The sequence below is a fragment of the Streptomyces luteolifulvus genome (assembly GCF_008806595.1).
Taxonomy (GTDB): Bacteria; Actinomycetota; Actinomycetes; order Streptomycetales; family Streptomycetaceae; genus Streptomyces; species Streptomyces luteolifulvus.
Genome location: NZ_VZRB01000024.1, coordinates 79,616 through 105,380 on the forward strand (window position 1 = coordinate 79,616; position 25,765 = coordinate 105,380).

General features: G+C 69.3%; 27 protein-coding genes and 3 pseudogenes. 19 read left to right on the plus strand and 11 right to left on the minus strand.

The window, feature by feature from the left end; translation table 11 throughout:
• The 8 genes and pseudogenes from F7R91_RS28950 to F7R91_RS43020 form a co-directional block, all read left to right on the plus strand.
• Nucleotides 1-1,350, plus strand: a complete 1,350-nt coding sequence (locus F7R91_RS28950; protein ID WP_225320830.1) for a PucR family transcriptional regulator — start codon at nucleotides 1-3, stop codon at nucleotides 1,348-1,350.
• Nucleotides 1,351-1,531: 181 nt separating this feature from the next.
• A complete protein-coding gene (locus tag F7R91_RS28955) occupies nucleotides 1,532-2,026 on the plus strand; it encodes a flavin reductase family protein (RefSeq protein ID WP_150953225.1) in 495 nt (164 codons plus the stop codon).
• 22 nt (nucleotides 2,027-2,048) lie between these two features.
• Entirely contained in the window at nucleotides 2,049-3,278 is a 1,230-nt protein-coding gene (locus tag F7R91_RS28960) for an acyl-CoA dehydrogenase family protein (protein ID WP_225320831.1), read from the plus strand.
• A gap of 141 nt (nucleotides 3,279-3,419) precedes the next feature.
• Entirely contained in the window at nucleotides 3,420-4,268 is an 849-nt protein-coding gene (locus F7R91_RS42190; RefSeq protein ID WP_191971673.1) for a cupin domain-containing protein, read from the plus strand.
• Nucleotides 4,265-5,017: an HpcH/HpaI aldolase family protein gene (locus tag F7R91_RS28965; RefSeq protein ID WP_191971674.1), complete on the plus strand. Its 753-nt coding sequence runs from the start codon at nucleotides 4,265-4,267 to the stop codon at nucleotides 5,015-5,017. The genes F7R91_RS42190 and F7R91_RS28965 overlap by 4 nt, the downstream gene beginning before the upstream one ends.
• The gene (locus F7R91_RS28970; RefSeq protein ID WP_150953231.1) at nucleotides 5,014-5,505 is read left to right on the plus strand and encodes a nuclear transport factor 2 family protein; all 492 of its coding nucleotides are present in this window, start codon (nucleotides 5,014-5,016) and stop codon (nucleotides 5,503-5,505) included. The genes F7R91_RS28965 and F7R91_RS28970 overlap by 4 nt, the downstream gene beginning before the upstream one ends.
• A gap of 25 nt (nucleotides 5,506-5,530) precedes the next feature.
• On the plus strand, nucleotides 5,531-6,772 hold the full coding sequence (locus F7R91_RS28975; protein ID WP_150953234.1) for a DUF3500 domain-containing protein: 1,242 nt from the start codon (nucleotides 5,531-5,533) through the stop codon (nucleotides 6,770-6,772).
• A 67-nt stretch (nucleotides 6,773-6,839) separates the two neighbouring features.
• Nucleotides 6,840-6,959, plus strand: a pseudogene (locus F7R91_RS43020) (hypothetical protein); the annotation flags it as partial.
• A 172-nt stretch (nucleotides 6,960-7,131) separates the two neighbouring features.
• Here F7R91_RS43020 and F7R91_RS28985 read toward each other — a convergent pair.
• Nucleotides 7,132-8,037 (minus strand): LysR family transcriptional regulator, encoded by a 906-nt coding sequence (locus tag F7R91_RS28985; protein ID WP_150953237.1) that lies wholly within the window; start codon nucleotides 8,035-8,037, stop codon nucleotides 7,132-7,134.
• Between the two features lie 140 nt (nucleotides 8,038-8,177).
• Here F7R91_RS28985 and F7R91_RS28990 point away from each other — a divergent pair, with 140 nt between their 5' ends.
• The 3 genes and pseudogenes from F7R91_RS28990 to F7R91_RS29005 all read left to right on the plus strand — a co-directional run.
• Complete coding sequence (locus F7R91_RS28990) at nucleotides 8,178-8,996, plus strand: 3'(2'),5'-bisphosphate nucleotidase CysQ (protein ID WP_150953240.1); 819 nt, start codon at nucleotides 8,178-8,180, stop codon at nucleotides 8,994-8,996.
• Nucleotides 8,997-9,037: 41 nt separating this feature from the next.
• Nucleotides 9,038-9,634 carry an NADPH-dependent F420 reductase gene (locus tag F7R91_RS28995; protein WP_150953243.1) on the plus strand — a complete coding sequence of 199 codons (597 nt, stop codon included), beginning with the start codon at nucleotides 9,038-9,040 and terminating at the stop codon, nucleotides 9,632-9,634.
• 300 nt (nucleotides 9,635-9,934) lie between these two features.
• Nucleotides 9,935-10,493 (plus strand): annotated as a pseudogene (locus F7R91_RS29005) (RNA-guided endonuclease InsQ/TnpB family protein); the annotation flags it as partial.
• A 74-nt stretch (nucleotides 10,494-10,567) separates the two neighbouring features.
• On the opposite strand, the gene F7R91_RS29010 reads toward F7R91_RS29005, so the two are convergent.
• On the minus strand, nucleotides 10,568-13,432 hold the full coding sequence (locus F7R91_RS29010; protein ID WP_225320832.1) for a type 2 lanthipeptide synthetase LanM family protein: 2,865 nt from the start codon (nucleotides 13,430-13,432) through the stop codon (nucleotides 10,568-10,570).
• Between the two features lie 99 nt (nucleotides 13,433-13,531).
• Nucleotides 13,532-13,732 carry a DUF6229 family protein gene (locus F7R91_RS29015; protein WP_202426702.1) on the minus strand — a complete coding sequence of 67 codons (201 nt, stop codon included), beginning with the start codon at nucleotides 13,730-13,732 and terminating at the stop codon, nucleotides 13,532-13,534.
• 390 nt (nucleotides 13,733-14,122) lie between these two features.
• Here F7R91_RS29015 and F7R91_RS29020 point away from each other — a divergent pair, with 390 nt between their 5' ends.
• Complete coding sequence (locus F7R91_RS29020; RefSeq protein ID WP_150953245.1) at nucleotides 14,123-15,529, plus strand: IS1380 family transposase; 1,407 nt, start codon at nucleotides 14,123-14,125, stop codon at nucleotides 15,527-15,529.
• Nucleotides 15,530-15,778: 249 nt separating this feature from the next.
• Here F7R91_RS29020 and tnpA read toward each other — a convergent pair whose 3' ends face one another.
• Nucleotides 15,779-16,195 (minus strand): IS200/IS605 family transposase, encoded by a 417-nt coding sequence (gene tnpA / locus F7R91_RS29025; protein ID WP_150953248.1) that lies wholly within the window; start codon nucleotides 16,193-16,195, stop codon nucleotides 15,779-15,781.
• A gap of 27 nt (nucleotides 16,196-16,222) precedes the next feature.
• On the opposite strand from tnpA, the gene F7R91_RS29030 reads away from it, so the two are divergent.
• From F7R91_RS29030 to F7R91_RS29040, 3 genes are all read left to right on the plus strand, one after another.
• Nucleotides 16,223-17,467 carry an RNA-guided endonuclease InsQ/TnpB family protein gene (locus F7R91_RS29030; RefSeq protein WP_150953251.1) on the plus strand — a complete coding sequence of 415 codons (1,245 nt, stop codon included), beginning with the start codon at nucleotides 16,223-16,225 and terminating at the stop codon, nucleotides 17,465-17,467.
• A gap of 1,352 nt (nucleotides 17,468-18,819) precedes the next feature.
• The gene (locus F7R91_RS29035) at nucleotides 18,820-19,371 is read left to right on the plus strand and encodes a hypothetical protein (protein WP_150953254.1); all 552 of its coding nucleotides are present in this window, start codon (nucleotides 18,820-18,822) and stop codon (nucleotides 19,369-19,371) included.
• Nucleotides 19,372-19,423: 52 nt separating this feature from the next.
• On the plus strand, nucleotides 19,424-20,173 hold the full coding sequence (locus tag F7R91_RS29040; RefSeq protein ID WP_191971675.1) for an ISAs1 family transposase: 750 nt from the start codon (nucleotides 19,424-19,426) through the stop codon (nucleotides 20,171-20,173).
• Nucleotides 20,174-20,274: 101 nt separating this feature from the next.
• Here F7R91_RS29040 and F7R91_RS44370 read toward each other — a convergent pair.
• From F7R91_RS44370 to F7R91_RS29060, 4 genes and pseudogenes are all read right to left on the minus strand, one after another.
• A pseudogene (locus F7R91_RS44370) lies at nucleotides 20,275-20,553 on the minus strand (RHS repeat-associated core domain-containing protein); the annotation flags it as partial.
• Nucleotides 20,554-20,778: 225 nt separating this feature from the next.
• Nucleotides 20,779-21,057 (minus strand): hypothetical protein, encoded by a 279-nt coding sequence (locus tag F7R91_RS29050; protein WP_150953262.1) that lies wholly within the window; start codon nucleotides 21,055-21,057, stop codon nucleotides 20,779-20,781.
• Entirely contained in the window at nucleotides 21,054-21,398 is a 345-nt protein-coding gene (locus tag F7R91_RS29055) for a DUF6247 family protein (RefSeq protein WP_150953264.1), read from the minus strand. The genes F7R91_RS29050 and F7R91_RS29055 overlap by 4 nt, the downstream gene beginning before the upstream one ends.
• A gap of 24 nt (nucleotides 21,399-21,422) precedes the next feature.
• Nucleotides 21,423-21,857 (minus strand): hypothetical protein, encoded by a 435-nt coding sequence (locus tag F7R91_RS29060; protein WP_225320833.1) that lies wholly within the window; start codon nucleotides 21,855-21,857, stop codon nucleotides 21,423-21,425.
• A 167-nt stretch (nucleotides 21,858-22,024) separates the two neighbouring features.
• Here F7R91_RS29060 and F7R91_RS43030 point away from each other — a divergent pair, with 167 nt between their 5' ends.
• From F7R91_RS43030 to F7R91_RS29070, 3 genes are read left to right on the plus strand one after another with little or no spacing between them, the layout of a single operon-like run.
• A complete protein-coding gene (locus F7R91_RS43030; RefSeq protein ID WP_225320834.1) occupies nucleotides 22,025-22,180 on the plus strand; it encodes a hypothetical protein in 156 nt (51 codons plus the stop codon).
• Between the two features lie 17 nt (nucleotides 22,181-22,197).
• Nucleotides 22,198-22,623: a helix-turn-helix domain-containing protein gene (locus tag F7R91_RS29065; protein ID WP_230989811.1), complete on the plus strand. Its 426-nt coding sequence runs from the start codon at nucleotides 22,198-22,200 to the stop codon at nucleotides 22,621-22,623.
• Nucleotides 22,620-23,159: a transposase gene (locus F7R91_RS29070; RefSeq protein ID WP_150953267.1), complete on the plus strand. Its 540-nt coding sequence runs from the start codon at nucleotides 22,620-22,622 to the stop codon at nucleotides 23,157-23,159. Before F7R91_RS29065 ends, F7R91_RS29070 begins: the two co-directional genes overlap by 4 nt.
• Here F7R91_RS29070 and F7R91_RS29075 read toward each other — a convergent pair.
• Nucleotides 23,062-23,325 carry a nuclear transport factor 2 family protein gene (locus F7R91_RS29075; protein ID WP_225320836.1) on the minus strand — a complete coding sequence of 88 codons (264 nt, stop codon included), beginning with the start codon at nucleotides 23,323-23,325 and terminating at the stop codon, nucleotides 23,062-23,064. The two genes, F7R91_RS29070 and F7R91_RS29075, sit on opposite strands and share 98 nt — an antisense overlap.
• Nucleotides 23,322-24,320, minus strand: a complete 999-nt coding sequence (locus tag F7R91_RS29080; RefSeq protein ID WP_150953270.1) for an NADP-dependent oxidoreductase — start codon at nucleotides 24,318-24,320, stop codon at nucleotides 23,322-23,324. The genes F7R91_RS29075 and F7R91_RS29080 overlap by 4 nt, the downstream gene beginning before the upstream one ends.
• Nucleotides 24,321-24,376: 56 nt before the next feature.
• Between F7R91_RS29080 and F7R91_RS29085 the strand changes: the two genes are divergently transcribed.
• On the plus strand, nucleotides 24,377-25,318 hold the full coding sequence (locus F7R91_RS29085) for a LysR family transcriptional regulator (protein WP_225320837.1): 942 nt from the start codon (nucleotides 24,377-24,379) through the stop codon (nucleotides 25,316-25,318).
• Nucleotides 25,319-25,487: 169 nt separating this feature from the next.
• Here F7R91_RS29085 and F7R91_RS43855 read toward each other — a convergent pair whose 3' ends face one another.
• Complete coding sequence (locus F7R91_RS43855) at nucleotides 25,488-25,622, minus strand: hypothetical protein (protein ID WP_269144768.1); 135 nt, start codon at nucleotides 25,620-25,622, stop codon at nucleotides 25,488-25,490.
• Nucleotides 25,623-25,765 lie beyond the last annotated feature (143 nt).

The window sequence follows — 25,765 nt, forward strand, 5'->3', positions numbered from 1 at the left end:
GTGACGACTGATACCGGCCAAAGGCGCCTGCGGCGGGCCTGGCTCGCGCGGCTGAGCCCGCAGGGCGAGGTCGACCTCGACCGGGCGGCCTTGCCTCGCGGCCTGATCGAGGACGCTGTCACGCGCCTCGGCCTGGGCCCGGTGGGCTGGGCGATCGAGCTGAGTTCTGTGGTTGTGCAACGGATCGTCGCCGAGGTGCCCCCTCTCGGCGGCAGTCCGGCCGCGGTCGAGATGCTGCGCCGGGGCAATGAAGCCACCACCGTGCGGGCGCTGTCCACACTGGTGGACAGCCCTGACGCCGCGCCGCCCGTCGGTGAGGCGACGCTGGAAGGCATCCGCGAATTCGTCCACCGGGCCATTCCCCTGGAGCGTGTGCTGCAGGGGGTGCGGATCGGGCACGCGGCCACCACCGAGGCGTTCTTGAGGGCCTGCACCGAACTGGTCGATCCGCAGGTGGCGGTCGATGAGGTCACGGCGGTCTCCCGCGAGCTATTCAGCTACGTCGATTTCCTCTCCGACGCCATGATCCGCACCTACCTGGCGGAGCACGAGGCGTGGAGCACCAGCGCGGCAGCGGCGCGGGCCGACCTCGTACGTTCGCTGCTGAGCGATGCCGCGAGCGTGGACGCCGACGAGGCATCCCGTGCCCTTGGCTACAACCTGCGGCGTACGCATGAGGCGGTGGTGGTGTGGTCGGATTCGCCTCACGCAGGCTCCACGCTGCAGGCGGCGGCGATCGAGGTGCTCCGGGCCCGGGGAGCCAACGCGACGCTGACCGTGCCCGTGGCCGCAGGGCGGCTGTGGGCCTGGGGCGTCGTGCCTGCGGACGGCACACGCGAGGACAGTTCACCGGAGGCCATCGCACAGGCGCTGTCCGAGCGGCACTTGCAGGCGGCCTTCGGGACCCCGGGCGCCGGTGTCGCGGGCTTTGCCCGCTCGCACCGCGAGGCCCAGCGCGCGGAGCGCGTCGAGCGGCTGCGCCGCGAAGCGGGCCAGGATATTCGGACCGCGACCGCCTATGGCGACGTCGCCGCCGTCGCGCTCATGGCCACCGATCTCGAGGCGGCCGGTGACTTCGTACGCCGGGAGCTCGGCGACCTTGCTGAACCCGGCGCGGTGATGGAGGCACTGCGGACTACGCTCTTCTACTACCTGGGTGCCGAGCGCAGTCTCGTGGAGGTCGCCCGTCGCCTGCACGTGGCCAGGGCGACCGTGACGTATCGCGTGAAGCGGGCCCAGGAGGTGCTGGGACACGACCTCGACGACCGCCGGTTCACGCTCCATACCGCGCTGGCTCTCGCCGAGGAACTGGGCGACGCGGTCCTCCTGCCACGCACACCCCAGCGGTGAGTGGCGTGCGGATCACGGACGGACCGACACCTCAGTCCGGCAGACCAACGAGAGCGCGGAACTCTCGGCTGGCAGACCAAGCCGCCGCCTGAAATGCGGAGTTGACTTGGTCATGTCGGACGCGGGGATGCACCGGACCACGCGTGCGGCACACCGATTCCAGCGCACCGGGAGGCACGTGATGATCGACCAGGAAACCTTCGTCGAGCTGATGAGCGGGGTCTGTGCACCCGTCACAGTGGTGACGGCGACAGCCGCGGACGGTCGACCGCACGGCAGCACCGTGTCGAGCTTCGCCTCGCTCTCCCTGGCCCCTCCGCTCGTGAGTTTCGCCCTGGACCGCTCCTCCCGGCTGCTGCCCCATCTTCCGCCAGGAGCCCCGGTGGGAGTGAACATCCTCGGCGCCCACCAGCAGGACCTGGCCTCGAAATTCGCTCGCCGGCACCAGGGACCGGGCTCCAAGTTCGACCACGTCACCTGGACCATCCGCACCGGTCTGCCCTGCCTGCCCGAGTCCGCCGGCTGGACCGCGGGACGAGTCGAACGCCACGTGGACGGCGGCGACCACATCCTCCTCGTCGTCAGCGTCGAGGAGGCCGAGTCGACGCCCACGCCGCCGCTGGTCTACGCCCGCCGGACCTTCGGCACCCACTCTGGCCTCGCCGTCGCAAGCTGAGCGCCACCCCACCCTCCTTGACATGGAAGTGACGACGATGAGCATCACCACGCACGCCCCCCGCACCACCGACTCGGCACGCGCCCTGCGGGCCGAACTCGTCGAACGCGCCACCGCCCTGCGGCCTTTGGTCTCCGGCAACGCCGAGGGGACCGACCGCGCACGCATGGTGCCCGCCGAGAACATCGACGCCCTCGCCCAGGTGGGACTGTTCTCGCTGATGCAGCCCGCCCGCTACGGCGGTCTGCAGACCGATTTCCGCACCCTGCTGGAGGTCAGCCGTACGGTTGGGTACGCCTGCGGCTCCACCGGCTGGCTGACCTCCCTGCTCAATGCCAACGCCTGGTTCGTCGGGCTGTTTCCCGCCCGAGCCCAGGACGACGTCTGGGCCGACCACCCCGGCGCCCGGGTCGCGGGCGTCGTCACGCCCATGGGTACGGCGGAGCCGGTGGAGGGCGGATACCGGGTGAGCGGACGCTGGACCCCCGCCTCCGGGTGTGCGCACGCCGACTGGGCGATCCTCGGGGTCAAGCGTCCGGACGCGGACGGCACCGCGGATGCCGTCGGCATCGTGCTCGTGCCGATGCCGGAACTGACCGTGCAGGACACCTGGTTCGTGACGGGCATGCGTGGGACCGCGTCGAACACACTGATCGGCAACGACCTGTTCGTGCCCGCGCACCGCTTCCACTCCGTGCCCGACGCCGTCGAGGGCCGATACGCCACACCCTTCACCGACGAGGCGCTTTACCGGGCGCCGTTCGTGCCGGTCACCGCGCTGGTCCTGACCGGGCCCCAGCTCGGACTGGCCGCGGCCGCCGTCGACATCCTGCTCGACAAGGCCCCGCAGCGGGGCCTGACCCTGACGAGCTACAGCTCTCAGGCTCAGGCCCCCACCATCCAACTCGCCGCCGCGCACGCGGCCTCGCTCGCCGACTCCGCACAGCTACATGCCCACCGCGCCGCCGCCGACATCGACGACGCCGCACAGACCGGCCTCTTCCCCGCCTACGACGCCCGCGCCCGGATGCGCATGGACACCGGCCGGGCGGCGGTGCTCGCGCGGAAGGCGGTCGACATCGTGTGCTCGGCCCAGGGCGCCTCCAGCTTCGGCGAGTCGAACCCGCTGCAACGCATTTGGCGTGACATCGAGGCGGGGAGCCGGCATGCCGTCCTCAACCCGGACGTGGCCGCCGAGATCTACGGCAAGTCGCTGTTCGGGATCCGCGGCACCGTTTCCGCACTGGTGTAAGGCACTCCCGCCGACTGCCGGTTCCACCGTGCCCGCCCATACGACCGGCCCCCGTCGATCGATGCGCCCGGGACGCGGATCGCGCGCCGTTTCGGCCGCAACAAGCTCACAACGTCCATGCGATGCCGAAGGAGAGGGCTGATGACCATCGCCACAGTCACAGGAGCCGCCGTCGTCGACGAGGTGGCGGCGCGTGATCCGGACCTGATCTCGGCCGGCGGCAGCCGGACCTGGTCGGTGTGCGGACGCAACTTCGTCGTCGCAATCACCGAACTGGCAGCAGGTGACCGCCTCACCGAGCACGACCTCCCCGACGAGTACCTGCTGCTCGTCCAGGACGACGCCGTGGTCGGTGTGGAGCGGGCCGGTCAGCCACGGGTGGCCGTGGCCTCGCCCGCACTCGTCGTCGTCCCCGCGGGCACCAGCACGGTGTATGCGGCGGCGCCCACGACGGTGGTGCAGGTGTTCACCGCGCGCTGCGACGAGCAGATGCGGTGGGCCGTCAACCACACGGCCGCAGCCGACCCCCGCACCGCGCCGCTGCCCGAGCCCACCGAGACCGGCAGCGATCACATCCGGGTTCACCGCCTGCGCGACATCCCCACACAGGAGGGGCGCTTCGGCCGGATCTTCCGCACGGCCTCGTTGATGGTCAACTGGTTCCCGGTCCAGGAGGGGCCGCGCGACACCGAACGCCTCACGCCGCACTCCCACGAGGACTTCGAGCAGATGTCGGTGACCCTCGCCGGGGACTACGTGCACCATTTTCGCGTGCCATGGACGGCACGGATGAGCCAGTGGCGCGACGACGAGCACGTCCAGGTCAGCAGTCCCTCGATGACGCTGATCCCGCCGACCGTCGTGCACACCACCCGTTCCGTGTGCGCGGGCCCGCACACGCTCATCGACGTCTTCGCCCCGCCACGCGAGGACTTCCTCACGAAGGGGTGGGTGCTCAACGCCGGCGACTATCACGGAGTCCAGCCGTGACGGGCGACGAGCTGCCCCGGCTCGGTGCCTGGGTCAAGCTTCCCGCGCCGGAGAGCGTCGAGCTGCTCGCGCTCGCCGGGCTCGACTTCGCCGTGATCGACGCCGAGCACGGCGCGATCGACATCCGCACCATGGCGACCATGATCGCCATGGCCCGCGGCTGCGGCATCGCGCCGTTCGTCCGGGTCCCGGGCACTGCGCCCCGTGACGTGCAGGTCCCGCTCGATGCGGGTGCGGCCGGCCTGTTCGTCCCGCAGATCGACTCCGTCGCCCAGGCGCACGAGGCCGTGCGAGCCGTGCGGTTTCCGCCGCTCGGCGAGCGCGGGGCCAGCACGTCCGGACGGGCGGGCCAGTGGGGGCGCACGCCCCTCAGCGATTACCTGCGCTCCGGCAACAACGACGTCCGCCTGGTAGTCCAGGCCGAGAGCGTCACCGCCCTTTCGGCGATCGGTGAGATCGGCGCGGTCCCCGGCATCGATGCGGTGTTCATCGGACCGATGGACCTCGCGGTCTCCGGACAGTTCCAGGAGGGCAGCCCCGAGATGGCAGATCTGATCACAGAGGCCGAGCAGAGCTGCGCCGACCACTGCACTCCGTTGGGGACCGTGGCCTCGGGCGATGCCGCCGAGTTGCTCCAGCGCCGCGGGTACGACTTCCTCGTCCTGGGGGCCGACACCACGATCCTGCGTCAAGGTGCGCACGCACTCGTGAACAGCGCCCGTGCCGCCACGCTGGGAGCCCGGCGATGACCCCCGAGGATGGCACCATCGCCGGCCCGACCCTCGCCACCCTCCTCCACACCGAGCTGTCGATGCTGGTGACGGCGCTGTGGTACGAGATCGACCACGGTGACGGCTCTCAGGCCGCCGGCTTCTTCACCCCCGACGCCGAGCTGACGTTCTCACGCCGCACCTTCCGCGGCACCGAAGAGATCAGCGGCGTCTACCGCGACCGCACCGCCCGGGGACCTAGGGTCTCGCGCCACCTGATGTCCAACTTCCACGTCCTGCGGCACGAGAACGGCCAGGTCGAGGCCGTCTCCGCCCTGGTGCTCTACGCACAGGACGGGACGCCTCCCGTGCCGACGACCGTGCCGGTACTGATCGCCGACGTGCACGACCGCTTCGTCCGGACCGGCGAAACGGACGAGCAAACGAGCCGGTGGCGTATCGCCGCGCGAAGGATCGAGAACCGCTTCCTGATGCCCGGCGACGTCCTGGCCGTTCCGACCGAGTAGTCCGACCGAATAGAAGGAGACGACGATGTCTTCTCAGCAGCAACAACCGGACGAGTTCCCCCTGCCGGACACCCCGGGCGATCTGCCGATCGTCGACTCCCATCTCTTCGACGATCTACTGCCCGCTGAGGCGGCCTTCGAACTGACCGCCGGTCTGCGGGGGTATCGCGAGCCGTTCGTCGGCATCACCGAGGACGGCGCCCCGCGACCCGGCCTGTACCGTCTCAACGACGCAGGCGCAGCCCCCAAGGCCGCGGTCGCCGCGGCCAAGGCGTACCTCGACGGGCTCGCCCCGCACCAGCGGGTGGTCGGCAACCTGCCGATGGACGCCGCGGAATGGCGGCTGTGGACCAATGCCCTTCCGACCTGGCATCCCAAGGGCATGCGCCTGGAACGGCTCACCGAAGGCCACCGCGAACGGGCGCTCGCCGTCGTCGAGGCGAGTCTCAGCCCGGCCGGCCACGCCCAGGTCCGCGCGGCCATGGCACTGAACCAGAACCTGGGCGAGCTGATCGACGACTACCGCGACACCCTCACCGAATTCGCCTACTGGTTCACCGTCTTCGGCACGCCCTCACCCGACGCTCCGTGGGGATGGCAGCTGATGGGACACCACGTGGACCTGCACTGCGTCTTCGTGGCAGGACAGGTGGTCCTCGCCCCGGTATTCCTCGGCGCCGAGCCCACCATCGGCACGGGACGCTTCGAAGGCATCCAGGCCCTGCGCGACGAAACCGAGGTCGCCCTGCAATTCCGCCGCACCCTCAACCCCGACCGTGAGCACGAATTCCTCATGGGGTCCTCGCTGCGCGCCGAAGACTTGCCGCCCGAACTCGCCGGACCCTGGAACGGACGGCATCTCGCCGGAGCGGGCAGCGACAACCTCATCCTGCCGCCCGAAGGCGTCGTCGCCGCCAGCCTGCCCGCCGACCAGCGCGACGCCCTGGTCGAGTTGATCCGGGTCTATCTCGACCGCCTCCCACCGGCGCAAGCCGAGCGCACCCTGGCGCTCGTGCGCGAGCACTTCGACGAGACCCGGTTTGCCTGGCGTGGCGGCCACGACGACGTCTGCGCCTTCTACTACCGGATCCACTCCCCAGTGCTCCTCGTCGAATACGACAACCATCCCGGCGTGTTCCTCACCAACCCCGAACCCGCCCGCTACCACGTCCACACCATCGTGCGCCATCCCAACGGCAACGACTACGGACGCGACCTCCTCGCCCAGCACTACCGGCTCCACCACGGCGGACACCGAACCAGTTGACTACGACGTCCAGGACGAAAACCGCGCGCACAGGACCGAGCATCCCGCCGACCCATATCAGCATGCCTTGGCCGCGCCACCAACACCCGCCGCCAGGGCCGGACTTCACTCCTCCCCGAACGAGAACGACGTTCTCGTCATCGGCGGCGGACCGATAGGGCTCGTCAGCTCCCTGCTGTCCGACCTCGGCATCCCTCACATCGTCGTGGAGCGCCGCGACGGCACCTCTCGCCTGCCCAAACCACGGGAGGCGCCGCCCGGCAGCGCTTCGACTACCAGCACAACGCCGACAACGGGCACGGCTTCGAGGTCAGCCGCTTCCCGAACGACTGCCCGGCGTGCTGACCGGACGTCGTCGGCTACGACGCTCCGCACACGGCCACCGTGCTTCGCGCCAGCCCGCGCAGCCAGGCGTGGGCCTGATCGGTGTCGTAGCGCTGATGCCACGACAGGTATATCGGTGCCGACGGCAGTTCGAGCGGCAGGGGGAGCACGGCCAGGCCTGGGCTGGCGACCGCGGAGCGCGTGGTGGCTTCGGGGACGCTGATCAGGAGGTCGGAGCCGCGCGCGAACTCCAACGCGGCCGCTTCGGTGGGTGCGGTCGCCACCACACGGCGGGTGAGGCCGAGCCGTGCGAGGGCGTCGTCGAGGGCGTTGCTGAGGTTTCCGCGCCGTGAGACGGTGACGTGCTCAGCGGCGGCGTACTGCTCTGCGGTGACGGTTTTGACGCGAGTGAGGGGGTGCCCCTGCCTCACGACGATGACGAGGCGGGACTCGGCCACTTTCTCGGCACGAATGTCCGGTGCGCTCGGACGATTGGCGTTCGCTTCCAGGTCGACCTCCCCACGCCGCAACTCGGGGGTGTCGATGCTCGATTCCGCGACGAAGCGCAGTCGCACACCCGGAGCCTGACCGCGCACCGCCGCGAGCAGCGCGGGACCGCTCAGAGCGATGAGGGAATCGTGCCAGCGGAGTGTGAAGGTGCGCTCCAGCGTCGTGAGGTCGAGTTCGCGGCTCGGTGCCAGCACCCCCTGGACCTGGTGCAGCAGCTCGTGCACCTGTTCCCGGACGGCGATCGCATACGGCGTCGGGGTCATCGTGCGGCCGGTGCGCACCAGGATCTGATCCCCGCTCGTGCGCCGAATCCGGCCCAGACTCCGGCTCATCGCGGGGGCGGTGACATGCAGGCGCGCCGCCGCCCCGGCCACACTGCCCTCCTCCAGCAGCGCGTCGAGCGCAGCGAGCAGATTCAAATCCAATTGCATGTGAGTAATCCTAGCCGTGCCTGACATGCATTTGAAGTAAATGACGGGGCTGCATACCGTTGAGGCGAAAGCGCAAGAAGTAACGCGCAGTTCGGGCCCTCGACCGGCCCCATCACCCCTCCTCAGACGGGAGTACCACCATGTCCGAAACGCTTCAGACCACTGACGTCGCCGCCCTCGACGCCGACGTGCTCGCCCACACCGCGAACGCCGTGCGTGAGGCGGGTTCGGCGCTGCACGAGCGATTCGGCGAGGTGGTCCGCTACCAGACCCGCGAAGAGCTGATGCGCGCACTCGCCGTCAACGACGACACGGCACTCGACATCCTGCGCCCCCGCCTCACGAGCCTGCGCCCGGACGCCGGCTGGATGGAGGACGAGCTGGACGGCGGCGCGCTGCCGCCCGGCGAATGGTGGGTCGTGGATCCGGCCGAAGGCAACGTCAACCACCTGCACGCCCTGCCCGAGTGGGCGGTCACCGCTACCCTCGTGCGCGACAACCAGCCCGTGCTCACCGTGGTCCACATGCCGTTGACCGGGGAAACCTACACCGCGCTCACCGGCGCGGGCGCCCACCTCGACGGCCGGCCGCTGCACGTCTCCCAGACCGCGGACCTCGGCCTGAGCATCGTGGCCACCAGCCAGGCCCGGCCCGACGAGAACGAAAAGGTCGTGCGACGCGTCGGCTCCTCGATCACCGCGATGCTCTTCGACGCGCTCGTCGTCCGCACCGCCGTGCCCGCGACCCAGCACCTGGTGAACGTGGCCGCCGGCCGGATCGACGCCTTCTGGCAGTTCGCCGGCGCCCGCGCGGACCTGCTCCCCGGAGCACTGCTCGTCACCGAGGCCGGCGGAAAGATCTCCGACGCCCAGGGCCGCCCCTGGACCCCCCAGAGCGAGAGCTTCCTGGCCGCCGCGCCCGGTATCCACGCCGAAGCCGTCGCCACCCTCTCCCGCTGACCGCGCACCACAACCCGCACCCACGAAAGCACCACATCACCATGACCACGATCGCAGTTCTCGGATACGGCCGCGTCGGCGGCAACCTGGCCACAGCCCTCACCCGGGCCGGGCATGAGGTGACCGTCGCGGACCGCACGCCAGGCGCCGCCGCCGACGCCGCCCGGACAGCCCAGATCGTCATCAACGCCACCCCGGGCGACGGGTCCCTGGAACGGCTCGCCGCCCTGCGCGACGAACTGCGGGACAAGATCCTCGTCGACGTCTCCAACGCCACCCTCGACGGACCGGACGGATTGCCCGCCGACCTGCTATACCCCGGCTCAAGCCTCGCCGAACAGCTCCAGGAAGCACTCCCCGAAACGCACGTCGTCAAGACACTCAACACCATGCTCTTCCCGGTAATGACCGCGCCGGCCACGCTCTCCCAGACACCGACCGCGTTCCTCTCCGGCGAGGACCCGCAGGCCAAGCAGACCGTCCGCGAACTGCTCACCCACCTCGGCTGGCACAAGGACTGGATCACCGACCTCGGCGGGATCCAGACCGCCCGCGCCACAGAGGCCGCGATCCTCTTCGTCCCGCACGTCATCCGGTCCACCGGATTCACACCTTTCGCGATCTCAATCGCCCGCTGACCCGTACCCAGCGCACCGCCGTGGGAGGACTCACCTCGCCGGATCCTCCACTGTGGGCCTGGGGCAAGAAGCTTGCCACCAACGGCTCGTGGATCAAGTTGCGCCTCGGGCAGAAATCCCGGACCGGACTGCCAAGAACTCCACGGGCTGATGCGTAGCGCCACCCAGTTCCTTGCCCGGGCTGAACCGCAGCATCCTCGATGCGGGTTGGGGACTGTTCTTCGGAATCCTGGCGCAGAAGGCTGATAGTGCCGCTCGCCGCGTGATCCCGGTGGACGCCCGCACCACCTCCCGCACCTGCTCGCCACCACATCCACCGGCTACCAGGCCGCCGGGCGCGACCTGAACCGGCACCGCAAACACCACGGCGATCTACGCGCCAAGCTCCAGCGCAAGGGCACGAAGTCCGCCAAACGGCTGCTGAAGAAGAGCAACCGGCGCGAGCGGCGCCATGTCTCCAGCACCAACCACATCATCGCGAAGACGATCGTGACCGAGGCTGAACGCACCTCGGCCGGAATCGCCCTGGAAGACCTGGGCGGCATCCGGCAGAGGGTACGGCTCCGCAAGCCCCAACGGATCACGCTCCACTCCTGGGCCTTCGCCCAGCTCGGAGAGTTCATCGCGTACAAGGCACGCCGCGCAGGCGTGGTCCACGTCGACCCCGCCTACACCTCACAGACGTGCTGCGAGTGCGGGCACGTCGACAAGAAGAACCGGGTCGACCAGGCCCTCTTCATCTGCCTGAACTGCGGGGGTCACTGCCCACGCGGACCGAAACGCTTCCCACAACATCGCCCAACGTGGCGCCGTGGTGTGGAATGCGGGGCGTGAGTCACGCGTCCCTGCCACCCCATAAGGGGTGTCTGGACGGAGGAGCCCACCCAGCAGCCAGCTGGGCACTACCTCCAAGCCCGGTCCTACAGGACCGGGTCAAGTTGACTCGAGCAGGAGCGGGTTGGGCAGATCGGACTCGGGGTGCATCCGCAGCAGCGTGTGCACGACTCCCGCCAGGCCGGACATCAGACTGGGCGAGAACGCCTCGCGGGCCAGACCCCCGACCGGGCCGCGTTGTTCGAGGCCGGTGAGGATCTCGGCGTCCAGGCCGGCGCGGTCGGCGAAGTCCAGGGCGGTGAGCAACTCCCAGGAACCGAGGTCGCCGTGGCACAGGGTGTGGCTCCAGCCGAAACCCTCGGCGGCGCAGGCGTGAGCGGCGCGCCGTGCCATGTCGAGGTGGGCCGCTTCGCCGGTACGACGGTGGAGGTCGAGCATGCCGATGCCGATGCCCGCGCTGCCGTGGCACCAACTGGTGAAGAAGTCCTCCTCCGTGCCGATCCGCACGTCCAGCCAGTTTCCGTGCTCCGGTCGGTATAAGGACTCCTGGTAGGCGAAGGCCAGTTCGGCGAGGCGGGACCAGTCGCGTCGGTCGGCCGCGGAACCGGCGCCGCCGAGCGCGAGCCGGGCCAGTGCCCAGCCGATGCCGGTGGCGCCGTGCGCGAAGCCTCCGATGCCCTCCGGGTTGAGCCGCGTCGTCCAGCGGGCGCCACTCGCGTCGACGGTGGCCAGACCGGTGAGCCGGCGGCCGATGTGCGCGGCGGCGTCCAGCCAGCGGTCCTGCCCGGTCGCCGAGGCCAGGCCGATCAGCGGCACGATACCTCCGGCCGCGCCGTTGAGGAGGTCCACCTCGACGTCGTCCTCGACAAGCGAGTTGTCCACCAGGAGCGGGGCCCGGCCGGCGGCCCGCTCCAGCAGCCGCTTGTCGCCGAGCACCCGGTGCAGAGCCAGCCACGTCCACACCTGTGACGCGGCGCCGCTGAACGCCCCGGCGGACGGTGTCGGCGTGTGGTCCTCGGTGCTGATCAGCACGCGTAGCGCGCCCTCGTAGGTCTCGGCGACGCCGGGCACCTCGTGGGCCCGCCCGGCCCGCACCTCGGTCAGATACTCGGCGAGGGCCAGCGCCACGCCGCCCTGCCCGGTGTAGAGATCGGCGGGCAGCACTCTGATGGACCAGCCAGCGGGGGTGAAGACGGGACTGATCCAGGTGACCGTGCCGTCCTCACCGCGTACCGCGCCGTCGCACAGCCGCCGGACCATCTGCGCCGCCAGGTCACGGCGGCGCCGCTCCCGGTCCCGGGCGTGCGGGTCCCAGGCGGGGGCCCGCACCCGGCCTGGCAGGGTGCGTTCGTTGAGGTAGGCGCCGACCAGGGCGTCCTGGATCACCGACTCCTCGAACGCCAGGTCGGCGGAACGCCAGTCCTCGACCGTGGCGCGTACGGCTGCCGTGTCCACGGTGAAGGTGAACATCGGTACGTCTCCGGCCAGGAGTTCCGCGATCTCGCCGTCGATGGCCGCCCGGTCGCGGGGCGCGCCGGGCAGTACGTCCGCGTTGCGCCGCAACATGTCCCGGGCGCGTTCGACGGCGGCCGGTTCGTCGTGCAGGGACGCCGGATGCCACAGCATGCGGCCGATGTCGACGTACGCCTGCGTGGGCCGCAGGATCCGCCGCGCCTGGGCGCCCTCGAAACGGCGCAGCAGCCGGTACGGGTCGGTGCCGGGGCGGCGGCGCAGCTGCGCCGTCATCTCGCGGAAGCCGGCGAGGATCCGGTCCCAGTACGTGCTCAGTACCGGAGTGGGGGTGGGGTGGTTGCCCGCGGTGGGCATCGCGACGAGGTCCACCTGGAAGCGGGCCGCGTCGGTGCCGCCGTCGGCGATCACCGGATTGGGGATGAGCGGCTGCTGGCCGGGGAGCGCGCCGATCCCGGAGATGTCGACTCCGCCGAGCGCGAAGCCAGTGCCGCGCACGGGCAGCAGCCCGGTGCGCAGCACCGTGCGCCGGATGGCGGCCGCGGCCACGTCGACGGCGTCGCCCCGGCCGCTGGGCGGGAAGGGGGCGGGGGCGTCGAAGAGTGTCTCGGCGTCCACGATGACCGGCACCGGCCCGGCTGCGATCATGTTCTCGGCGTGCATGTCGGTGCCGCCGGTGAGGCGGAGCACGGCCAGCCAGTGGCCGACGTTGCGGTAGAACGCCGCGAGTTCGGCGTCGTCGGCGCAGTAGCGGTGGGCGACGAACTCTGCCCAGCCGTAGCCGTCGCGGGCCAGGATCCGCGGCACCCGGATGCGTTCCTGCGGCGCCGGGGAGGCAGGGAAGTCCGCATAGATGTCGTCGAGTAGCTCGCCGAGCGCGACGTCGGCCCGCGACGGGCGGGGTTTGTACATGACGGTCCCGCCGGTGAAGTCGGCCCGGCTGACCGTCAGGCCGCCCCGGTGGCTGTCGCCCTCGCCGAAGGCGACGGCCCGCAGCCGGCCGGGAGCCGCTCCCAGCAGGGTCGTAAGCAGTTCGCGGTCCCCGGCGAGTCGTTCGGCGAAGGTGGCGGTGGCCGTGACCGAGAGCTGCGCCACCGAGGTGACGCGCCGGCCGAGTGTCGGATACCGCTCGGCGGCCAGCCGGTCGAGGTAGCCGTCGTCGCCCGCCTGCTCGATGAACGCGGCCCAGGTCTGCGAGGTCCCCTCGGCGGTGGGGCTGTGGTCGGCGGTCATGCGCAGGGCGTGCAGTTCGATGAGGAAGAGCCGGGACAGCTTCGCGTGCAGGGACCTGAGCAGAGCGGTGTGGCCGGCTTCCAGGAGCGTGTTCCGTTCGTCCGGGCCCAGTGTGCCCACGGCGGCCAGCCGCCGGGCCAGTTCCTCCCGCCAGGGCCGGGCGATGGACCGTACGGGCCGGTCGAACCACTCGGTCTCGTCCCGGTCCTCCGGTTCCTTCGCAGTCGGTTCTTCCGGCTTCTCCGTCATCGATCCGCTCACCGTCCGCCGTCTCCCTCTCAGCCGCGCGCGCCCCGCGAGGCGCCTGGACATAGCGAGGGAACCGCGCCGATGAGCGCGCGGTTCCCCGTGATCACGGTGTCAGCAGCACCAGCTGCCGCGCGAGCCGGTCGGGCTGGAACAGAAGCCGTAGAGGGAGTCGCTCGGGTCGGTGAGGGCGGCCTCGGCGGCGGCGCCGCCGACGTAGAGCGGGCCAGCCGGGTTCGACAGGCCGTACGCGGTGTCGGCACCGGTCAGCCACGCATCGAGCACGGCTGCGGTGTGCACACTGGTCAGGGGCATGGATGGCCTCCGGACGTAGGAGTTCGGGCGGATTGCCCAGCCTTGAGTATCACCGTGTTCGAACACCCGTCAGATGACGAATCCGGCCACAGTCGCGTGGAGTCGACGGGGCGCACCGGCATCCGTGGGACGGGTGGGATGCCGGTGCGGCCGGGCGGTCAGTCGCTGTGGACGCCGACGCCTACAGAGGGAGTAGCCCCATCCGGTGCCCGCGCTGGCAGTCCGTGGACACGGATGTAGCGGGCGGGTGTGCCGTCGAAGCGACCTTAACCTCGGCGTTTCGGTTGGGGAGAGGCCGGATGCGGGGCGGAGTCACGAAAGTGCCTTCTGAGCTGGGACGATGAACCTTGTCGAGGGGTTCTGTCGGTCCAGGCGGAAGGCACTTTCTGCGTGAAGGGTATCGGTTCCCGTCCCAAGCTCCGTGTCTCCGCTGACGGTTCGGGGGTGGTCGGTCATGCCGGGGCACGGTTGCTGGCGGATCTTGCCGATGCCACCGGGCTGACCGCCGCGTACTCCGCCGCTCTCAGGCCGCTTCGGCCACGCGGGACCGGGCCTGATCCAGGTCGGATAGCCGCGGATCTGGCGGTGATGCTCGCCGATGGCGGCGAGTCCATCACGGATCTGGCCTTGCTGCGGGACCAGGCCGAGGTATTCGGCTCGGTTGCCTCCATGCCCACGGCCTGGCGGCTGCTTGCCGACACTGACGAGGCCGCACGCGCCTCGATGCGAGCGGCCCGCGCTTCAGCCCGGGAAGTCGCCTGGATGCACGCCGCCGAGACCGGCGAGGGCATACCCGCGGTGACGGCCGCAGGGCGCGAACTTCCCGGCCTGGTCCTGGACCTCGACGCCACGCTGGTCACCTGCCACTCCGAGAAAGAGCAGGCCGCACCCACCTATAAGGGCGGCTTCGGATTCCATCCGCTGCTGTGTTTCCTCGCGAACACCGGCGAGGCCATGTCGGGGCGGCTGCGGCCCGGGAACGCCGGCGCCAACACCGCCGCCGATCACATCACGGTGCTCGACCAGGCACTCGCGCAGATCCCCGACGCTCACCGGCACGGCACCGACATCCTGGTCCGCGCCGACAGCGCCGGATCCGCGAAAGCCTTCCTCGCCCACGTCCGCGACAAGCACAAACGAGGAATCCGTACCTTCTTCTCGGTCGGATACGCCATCACCGAGCCGGTCCGCCGCGCTGTCCGGGCGATGCCGGACCGACTCTGGCATCCCGCCCTGGACCAGGACGGCACCCTGCGTGATGGCGCCGAGGTGGCCGAGCTGACCGGGATGGTTGATCTGGACGGCTACCCGCCCGGCACCCGCATCATCGTGCGCCGGGAGCGGCCGCACCCCGGAGCCCAGCTGTCCCTGTTCGATCAGGACGAGGGCCTGCGGCATCAGGTGTTCCTCACCGACACCCCGTACTCCGGCGGTGGTTCCGCCCAGTTCCTGGAGGTCCGTCACCGCGGGCATGCCACTGTTGAGGACCACATCCGGTGCGGCAAGACCACCGGATTCGGCCGCTTCCCCTCCCGCGACTTCGGCGTCAATGCCGTCTGGCTCGAACTCAGCCTCGCAGCGATCGACCTGCTGGCCTGGACCCGTGTCCTGCTGCTGGACGGGGAACTGGCCACCGCCGAGCCGAAGAAGCTCCGCTACCGGCTGCTGCACGTCGCCGCCCGCCTCACCCGCGGCGGCCGACGCCTGCGCTTGCGGATCTCGGCGACCTGGCCATGGAGATACGAGCTGGCCACAGCCTCCCACCGCCTCGCCGCACTGCCCCGCCCTGCCAGCTGATCAACAGCCACCCCTGACCCACCCACGACTCGAAGGACCCCCGGAGAACCCGACCACCGCGCCGGGCCCCCGGCCATGCCCACTGTCAGGCCAGCAACCGGAATCACCGGTCCAACGCGATCAGTCCAGCCCAGCCACCCGAAGCGAAACGGCGAGGTTAATCGGAGCCGCCGTTACCGGGACTCTTGCAGAAAGCCCTGGCGTTCACGCCGGGGATGAATGCATCTCAAGACTGCTCTGACGTGCACGTTAGAGCGGACGTTTTTGCTGCTCGATGTACTGGCGGACGATCGCCAGCGGTGCTCCGCCGCACGACGCGGAAAAATACGAGGGCGACCACAGGTGCCCGTGCATGACGGCGCGGTTGATCCGGCCGGTGAACTCCTGCCGTATCCGGCGGGCGGAGACGCCCTTGAGGCTGTTGACCAGCTTGGAGACGGCGACCTTGGGCGGGTAGTGCACCAGGAGGTGGACGTGATCGCGTTCGCCGTTGAACTCCTTCAGCTCTGCTTCGAAGTCCTCGCAGACCTTGCGCATGATCTCTTCGCAGCGTGTCAGCATCTCGTCGTTGAACACCCCGCCCCGGTACTTCGTCACGAAGACCAAGTGCACATGCATCGCCGAAACGACGTGTCTTCCACGTCGGTAGTCGTTCCGCCCATCCATGAGACCAATCGTAGTAGGATCTTGGTTATGCAGCTCCGCTACAACTACCGGGCCTACCCGGACGCCTCCCAGTGCCGTGCGCTGGCGAGTGCGTTCGGGTGTGCCCGCGTGGTGTGGAACGACTGCCTGCGCGACCGGAAGGAAGCACACGCGGCGGGGCTGCCGTACGTGACGTCGGCCGAGCTGTCCCGGCTTCGCATCACCCAGGCCAAGCGCACCGAGGAACGCGCCTGGCTCGCCGACGTGTCGGCGGTCGTCCTGCAACAGTCCCTGCGGGACCTGGACACCGCCTACAAGAACTTCTTCGACAGCCTCAAGAGCAAGCGGCAGGGCCGCAAGGTCGGCCCTCCCCGCTACAAGTCGAAGAAGGACACCCGGCAGTCGATCCGCCTCAACACCAACGCCTTCTCCCTCCAGGGCGACGGCACGGTGTATGTGGCCAAGGTCGGCAACCTCAAGGTCACGTGGTCCCGACGGCTTCCGGCCCAACCCACCTCCCTGACCGTCACCAAGGACAGCTGTGGCCGGTACTTCCTCAGCTTCGTCGTGGACACCGAGCCGGACATCCTCCCTGCCCTTCAGACCGACGCCGGTATCGACCTCGGCCTGTCCGCCTTCGCCGTGCTGTCCGACGGCAGAAAGATCGACAGCCCGCGCTTCCTGCGCCGGGCGGAGAAGAAGCTCAAGCGTCTTCAGCGGGAGCTGTCCCGCAAGGTCAGGGGATCGAGGAACCGGGCCAGGGCCCGCATCAAGGTCGCACGCCAGCACGCCCGCGTGGCGGACCGGCGCCGGGACTGGCACCACAAGGCATCCACACAGATCATTCGCGACAACCAAGCGGTGTACGTGGAAGACCTCGCGGTGTCCGGCCTCGGCCGTACCCGGCTCGCCAAGTCCGTGCACGACGCGGGATGGTCCGCGTTCGTCGGCATGCTGGAGTACAAGGCGGCTCTGCACGGCCGCACCTTCGCCAAGGTGGACCGGGCCTTCCCGTCCTCGCAGGTCTGCTCGGCCTGCGGATTTAGGGACGGCCCCAAGCCCCTGCACGTGCGGGAGTGGAGGTGCGGGGCCTGCGGCACCGTGCACGACCGCGACCACAACGCAGCCCGCAACGTCCTCTTCGAAGGACGCCGCATCGTCGCCGCCGGACGGGCGGAGACGCCAAACGCCTGTGGAGCGCCGGTAAGACGGGCACCCGTGCCCGCACAGCGCGGTGAAGCAGGAAACCCCCGGAAGGGTCAAACGACCCAGGCCGGAATCCCTGGACATTAGGCCAGGGAGCACGTCAATGCGTGAGTTCCCTGCACGCGGCGCTGTGCCTGGTTGCCGTCCTCAGCGCAGCCGAGTCGCTGGCTACCATCGCCCGTTTTGCCGCGGATAAGGGACTCCGTCCTGCGCCAACGAGTCGGGTTTCCCTTCAGTACGCCGAACACCGCAACCTGGGCCGATTCCTCTCTCGCCAGGAAGGTGATGTCCTGGACAACGCGTGAGTGCCTGGCTCGCGCGATACGCCGCCGACCCGATCGATGAACTCGGTGGCACATTGGTCGACCTGGCCGCCGACGGAGGTTCCCGCACCGACGGCGAGGTCGTCCACCTCCTCGCCGTGGCGCTCCACGCCTGCCAGGCCGTGATCTCCAGCGCCAGGCCGCCGCGAAGAGCAACGAGAATCCCGCCTTCGCTCCCTTGCTGGAATGGACACGCCGAGCACGTCGTCGCCGCCGACGGCCACTCCCCCCGGGGGCGCCAAGGGGAGCCAGGACAAGCTGCGCAAGCCACTGCGGCACCTGCCCTGGCGGGAGATCCCGCCCCAGCACCGCAGGCTCAGGACCCGGCACACGCCCCGCGAGGTCCTGTCCCGACAAACGAAGATCGAACGGTGCCGCAGGCCATCGCGTAGAGCCTGCCCGCTGGCGGACGATGCTCACCGTCAGGCGCCCTGAACTACGTGTTCGATTGCGTGATTTCCCTGATGGCAACGGGAAATATTTCGGGGGAGAATCCTCCGAAACACTCCTCGAAGAGTGCGCCCCTTGCATCGAGCTTGCGTTCCGAACAGCATCACCCGTGTGACGTGCGATCTGCGCGCCCGCCGGAGCCGGGTGTGATGGCAGCCGTTACAACATAAGCCGACGCAGTGAAAGAGAAACAGCAATGGCCGAGACCCCCCTGAGCGCAACGCCCCGTGCTGCGGCGACTGTGCCACGCAACGCATGTGGCACAGTCGCGGTAACCCTCGGGAGTGTGAGCCTGCTCCTTGCGACAGTGCGTTCGGGGCCATTTTTGGCGCCTCTGTCGGCCTCGCCGCCATCGTTTTCGGCGCTATCGGTCTGCGGGTCGCCTATCGGCGTGAGGCGACCAATCGTGGGCAGGCCACGGCCGGCCTGGTCCTCGGCATCATCTCACTGGCCTTGGCCATCGTGATCATCATCGGGATCATTCAAGACAGCTGTTGACGCTGGAAACGGCGAGAAGCGGCTACTGACAAGTCGCCCGGGGAGGCGAGGGCATCGTCGAGCCCGACGCCCTCCCGCCGGCCCGTCCCAGACCACAGGCCGGCGCAGCAACCGCGGAGGCGGGCGGATGTGTCAGGGACTGTGAGACCCAATGTGAAGGAGTGAATTGTGCCTGGCAATCCCCCTACGAATCCACACGTCACCGCTGGCTTCGACAACCCCGCACCTGTCTACAATCCTGATTCTCGAGGGTGGGCGATCCTTCGGCACTCACTGTCCATCGCCATTACGGCAGCAGTCATCGTAATGGCCTTCATGGTCGTCACCCTTCCGATTGCGGCAGTCTTCTTCATTGACGAAGACTTGATCGCCAGCGATTACGCCAAGGCCGTTCTGGTTGCCGCTGGCGTGGGGGTTACCGCAAGTCTTCTCATTTTTCCTGTTGCCTTTGGATTTGAGCGGTTGGTCCTGCGCGGCGGCCCTGTATGGAAGGCGTTGGCGGCGTGTGCACCTGTAGCTTCTCCGGTCGTGGCTGCGCTGATTTTTGTCTCACTGTTCAAAATTCAGCCATCGGCCGCCGTTGGTGATGCTTTCGGTGTTGCGATCCTGTTCTTCATGAGCTTCTCCGTCTATTGGTTGTCGCTGTGGTCATTGAGTGCTGTTCGCTACGGCGCTTGGCGCCTTACCCAACGCATGAGCCGAGGTCGGCGGTTCGGCTGAGCTTTCTGCACGCACCCCCGCGGGGCTGATTTCGCGAGGTGCCGGAAAGGCCGTGACCTGGACCGTGCGCGGCTCCCGTACCGGCGGCACCGGCGCCCACCTGCTCGCCGCCCGCCCTCCACGGCTGCCAAGCCGTTATCGCTTAGCGCCAGGTCGCCGGGAAAAAGCGACGAGATTCCGGCGTTCATCCCCGGTACTGGCCCGCCTCGACCTGCGCAACACCGTGGTCACCGCCGACGCGATGCACACCCAGCACGGCCACGCGACGAAAATCGTCGCCGCAGGCGGACACCACATCCTGGTCGTGAAGGGCAATCAAAATAAGCTTCGCAGGCAACTGAGGGGCCTGCCGTGGCGGGAGATTCCGCTGCGGGATCGCACCCACCGCCGCGGCCACGGCCGCGTCGAGGTCCGCCGGCTGAAGGTGTGCACCGTCCGCCCCGGCATGCTGTTCCCGCACGCCGTGCAGGCGATGGAGATCAAGCGCCGGCGCACCAACGGGAAGACCGGCAAGGTCGAGATGAAGACCGTCACCAGCCTCACGCCCGAACAGGCCACTCCCGCCCGACTGGCCCAACTCGTACAGGAGCACTGGTCAGTGGAAGCCCTGCACCACGTCCGAGACGTGACTTTTCAGAGGACGCCTCACGCGTGCGCACCGGCGCCGCGGAGCATGGCCACCCTGGGCAACACCGCCATCGGACTGAAGCGCCAGGCAGGCTGGACGAACATCGCTGCCGCCGCCGACCACTACCGGTCACGCCCCGACCACGCGGCTGCACTACTCGATCTCGCAGCCTGAGAACGCGTCAGTCCTGCGTACCGAGGCGAGAACGCAGGCGAGGGCTCGGCCCGCTGCTCGGCGCGAATCATGGGCGTCTCCCGGTAGACACCTCCGCACATGCCGGTGATGTCGCAACTGGTGTGCCCGTCGATCTCGATCCTGTTGGCGGGTTTACCGGCGGTGAAGACGTACCGGTTACCGGTGAACGGGTCGACGCCGGGGCCCATGTCCGCGAGGGCGCGGTTGTACATGTCCCGGGTGGTGTTGCGGTTCAGGCCCGGGTTGTAGTCGCGGAAGCCCATGTCGTACGTGCCGGACTGAGCGTCCCAGCGCTTGGCGTTGTAACGGTAGGGGTTGTATGCCTCCTTGGTGGGGTCGGCGGCGTCGGGCTTGGGTATCTGTCTGCTCGGCAATTAGAGGACGGCGGCACCCCGACACGGCAGCGCTCTCGGCCATCGCGGACATCGCCGCGTGGACTCACCGCGACGGCTACGCCCGCGCTGTGCCCGGGCCAGACCCTCTACGACCGTCTGCCCGAGATGGGGATCGTCCGCGGACGATCCCCAGTGATCACGCTGGAATACGGAACGACCTTCGCCACCTCGGCATCGGCGCCGTGCGGGTCAGGTGGCGGGGTTCTGCGCACCGAAGTGCTGAGCGCGGAGGACCAGGACGACGTCGTCGCGGTAGTCCTCCTGGTACCAAACCATCACGGTGCCCTCGGCGAACGTCCTGACGCCGGACGCCGACTCGGTGATGTCGAAGGACTTGCCGATGCGGCGGACTCCCACGGCGTCAGCGATCCGCTGCGCGATTGCCTCGACCTCCAGCCGCTGGGCTGCTTCCAGGCCGCCGACGACGTTCTCGGCGTCCGGTTCGTACTCCCAGGTCCAGTCGCTCACGCTGCGACGGCCTCCGCGAGGATCGAAGCCAGCTCGGTCGCGGCGGCGCGACGCTCGGCGCGGTCGTCGGACTCGCTGACGATGCGTTCGCACTCGCGGAAGCGGGCCAGGCGCTGCGGGTAGCGGGCGACCCCGACCCATGACCACCAGTGCTCGACGAAAGCGCGGGGCGGCGTGAGCGTGTACTCGTCGCGGGCCTGGCGCATCGCCTCGTCCCACTGATGGTCGAACTGGGCGAGGGCGCCTGGGTCGAGGCGGCCGACGGCGACGCGCAGCGCGGCCGGATTCTTCTCGGGCATGGGGATGCGGGGGCCGGTGGGCTCGGCGGCCTGCTCGGTCATTACGGACTCCTGGGAGGCAGAGGGTCAGGCGGCGGAGTGGAGCACGGATGGCGTGACGGCGCCTGCGGCCTCCTCGGGAGGCTCGTTCCGCCGCGGCTCGCGTGGCGCGGCGTGAAGCCCGGCCGAGACGCGTTCGGCGACGGTCTCGCGCAGCAGCAGCTCGCACAGCACGCTCATGGACTGGATGCCCTCCCGCTCGCGGCGCTCGTCGGCACGGGCCCAGGCGGCGTCGCCGATGGCGGCGAGGTGACCGCTCCGTCCACCGGCACGGACGTCCGCCTCGGGGACGGGGACGTCGACGACGCCGGAGGCATACCGGTCCAGGAGGACCGTGAGCAGGTGGCCCACGGTCAGGGCTTCGCCAGCTGCGATGTCGTCGGCGCGGTCCCAGGTGGCGTCGTCCACGTGGGGGCGGCGGGTTGTGCGGGCGAGGGTGGCCCGCTTCTTGCGGGGCGGCATGGCCGGCCTCCGTGGTGTGTCATGCGGCGGTCGTGGGCCACTCTAGCCTGACCAGGGCTGCTTTTCCGACTCGGTCTGAATTATCGATCTAGTGCTTGATTCCGCTTTCGGTGGTATAGCTGCTGGTAGCGGGGTGGTTGTGGGTGCTCGGGGGCGGGTGCTGGGTCATGATGCTGAGGGCACGGGCGGGCCGTGACGAGGGCGAGGAAACGGTGATCCACCGCCTGGCGGCTGCCAGGAAGGCGCCGAAGGTTCTGGTGGAGCGGCGCCGGATGGTGGAGCTGAGCTGGGACGGCTGGCTGGGCAGATCGCCGACGAGCTGAGGTGCAGTCAGAAGACGGTGCGCCGCTGGTTGCACCGCTTCAACCGCTCGGGGATGGAGGGCCTGGAGGGTCTGGGCGGGCAGGGCCGCAAGCGAAGGATCACCGAGGCAGAACGCTCCCGGATCATCGCGATGGTCAAACTGACGCCGCCCGGCCGACTCGAGGTGCAGCCGTCGAACGAGATGTGGGCCGCGGACGAGTCGGGGCCCTCGGAGTGGACCTTGGACACACTGGCCGCCGCGGCCCGGGGCCTGGGCATCGAGGTCAGCCGTTCCCAGGTGCGCCGGATCCTGCTGGCCGAGGGGGTGCGCTGGCGGCGCACGCGCTCGTGGACCCGCTCGAGAGATGCGGACTTCGAGGGAAAAGGACGCGGATCGTCGAGCTCTACACCAGCCCGTCCGACGGCGCGACGGTCGTCTGCGCCGACGAGCTCGGCCCGGTGATCCCCCGCACCTTCCCGCCGGCACCGGGCTGGTCACCGGACGGACACCGCATCAAGAACGAGATCGACTACTCCCGCGGACCGGAGAAAACCTGGGTCTACGGCGCCTTGCGCATCCGCGACGGCCAGGAGCTCACGATGACCGCCACTTCCCGCAACAGCGCCTTCTACCAGCAGTTCCTTCAACTGGTCGAGGACGCCAACCCCGTCGGGGACATCTATGTGATCACCGACAATCTGTCCTCGCACAACAGCGTGTCCACCCGGACCTGGCTCGAGGACCATCCCCGCATCAGGCACGTGTTCATCCCGGTCGGCGCCTGCTGGCTCAACCTCCAAGAGGGCTGGTGGCGCACCTTCCGCAAGACCGCCCTGGCCGGACGCTCCTTCGGCGACCCCGACCACATCACCCACGCCACCGAAGTGGCCACAGCACAGCTCAACTCCCGTGCGCGACCGTGGATCTGGGGCAGACCCGCACCACCCACCAGGCGCTTACGCCGCCGATATGTGTACATCCTTTCCCGTCACGGATGAAGTCGAGTACCGCCGCGCGTCCGGCGACCGGGCCGAGCACTCCCTGTCCGGGCATCGTGAAGGTCCAGGTGGTGTCTTCGGTCAGGATCGCTTCCAGCTCGGGCACATTCAGCTCGTCCAGGGCGTGGGCGTAGTTCGCCACCGCCTGCTGGAGTTCGGCGATCACGAGGCCACCGTCAGCACGATCTTGCCTTGGATGTGGCCCTGCGCGGCTCGCGTGTGTGCGCTGACAGCCTCGGGCAGCGGGTAGGTGCTGTCCACCCCGACCTGGAGCTTGCCCTCGTCGAACAGGCGCCCGATCTCGGCGAGCTGGGGGCCGTTGGAACGCACCTGAATGTTCGAGACTGTGATGCCCAGACGCGCCGTCTCTTCCGGGTCGTACTGGGCGAAGAACACCGGAAGCATGGTGCCGCCGCGCTTGAGCACGGTCAGGAAGCGTGAGCTGTCCGGGCCGCCGACGGTGTCGATCACCAGGTCGACGCCGCTGACCACGTCCGCGGCCTGCGTCGTGGTGTAGTCGATGAACTCATCGGCGCCGAGCTTGCGCAGGAACTGCTCGTGCCGGCTTGAGGCCACCGCGATGACGTGTGCCCCCTTCCATTTCGCCAGCTGCACCGCGAAGTGGCCCACTCCACCGGCGGCCCCGTTGACCAGCACGGTCATCCCTGGCGTGATCGGCACCGGCTGGTGCACCAGGCCGGTGAAAGGAGACGGCACGTTGTGGCCGAGATCAACCAGGTACTGCCAGGCCGTCAGCACGGCCATCGGCGCCCCAGCCGCCTGCACGTGGTCGGTACCGGCTGGCTTGTGAGCCAGGTCCGAAGCCGGCGCGGCCACGTACTCGGCGTACGTCCGGCCGTCGAATCCGGGGAACCGCAGCATGCCGAAGACCTCGTCACCGACGGCGAACCCCAGCACGTCCGGAGCGACCGCCTGGACCACGCCCGACATGTCCGTTCCTGGGATCAGGGGGAACTTCAGCGCAGGCCTCATCTCGGCCGGCATGACCTTCATCCCCTCACGCAGGTACCAGTCCGGCGGGTTGATGCCCGCCGCGTGCACCCGGACGAGCACCTCGCCCGGGCCGATCTCGGGAACCGGCACCTCGTCGTACTGCAGAACTTCCGGCCCGCCCGCTTCGTGGAACTGGATCGCCTTCATCGCGCCTGTCGCTTTCTCGGGGAAACGTTGCTCCTTCAGTCAAGGCCCGGGACGGCATGGCCGTCCAAGACCGGTTCGTCAACCTGATCATTCCGAAACAGCATGACGCGTACCCTGCAGGGGTGAACGATCTCGGACAGGACCTGGACCTGCGGCTGGTGCGCTACTTCACCGTGGTGGCGGCGCACCTGCACTTCGGCCGGGCCGCCGCCGACTTGCACGTGGCCCAGCCGGCGCTGAGCCGCCAGATCCAACGGCTCGAGAAATATCTCGGCACACGACTGCTGGACCGCACGCCCCAGGGCACGCGGCTCACTCCGGCCGGCCAGAGGTTCCTCCCCCAGGCCCAAGCGCTGCTGCAGGCCGCCCGCCAAGCCGAGCAGGCCGTGCGTGAACAAGCCCAGACCGAACGAATCGCCATCGGTTACGTCGAAGACCTGGTGATCACTGCCGCCGTGCGGGAACTGCGCCGCCGTTACCCCAACGCCGAGATCGCCACCCGGCATCTGAACTGCCGCGACGTCGGGGCACTGTCCGACAAGCACGTCGACGCCCTGATCGCGCGGGCCCCGTTGCCACTCGTTGCCGACGACGTGTTCACCACCCCGCTGTACGAGGAGCCCCGGATGCTCGTGGTCCCGCGTGGCCATCCCTTGTCCGACCGCGCGTCGGTGACCGCGGAAGAACTGGCCGGCGAAGAGGCGGCGCCGTGCGCGTTCGAGACCGCAGACTGGCCTTCCTACCGAATCCTCGGGGCCGGCGTGCCGCCGATCGAGAGCTACGAGGACAAGCTCGAACTCGTCGCGAGCGGCAGGGCGATCGCCGTGCTACCGGTCGGCGATCGGCGCAGCTCACTGCGTCCCAACCTCGTCACCGTGCCGATCGAGGGCGCTCCCCCCAGCCAGGTCGTCCTGGTCAGCCGCAAGGGCGACCCGAATCCGATGATCAGGAATCTCGGGCTGGCGGCCAAGGCCGTCCTGACCGCCGCGGCAGCCTGACCGGAACCAGCCGACCCGCTTGGCGCTGAACTGCACCAAGCGGTGCTCACGCGCACCGTGTTCGTCGCGTATCTGCCGGTATCGCTCGGGGTTGGGCACCGTCGATGACCGGTTCGCTGCCCAGGGCGCGGGCCCACGCGATCGGTGTCGTGTTCGCCGACGCGCAGGATCAGGCTGTGCGGGGGCGGCCCGGCTCGGGGCAGATGCTGCTGGAGATCGCGAAGCCAGTCAGCGGCAGGTCCGGGTGCTGTTGCAGGAGACCGCCACCGGCGTGGCGGGGTTCGACGCGGACGGTGATGCGCATGAGGTGCTGCTCCTTGTCGTGGACGAGAGAGAGCCGCGCCCGTCGGGGAGGCGGGGTGCGCGCTCGGGGTTGGGGGGGAGGGTTAGAGGGTTTCGGTGACCACGAGGAACTCATCGCTTTTGAGGTCCATCACGACGTGGGCG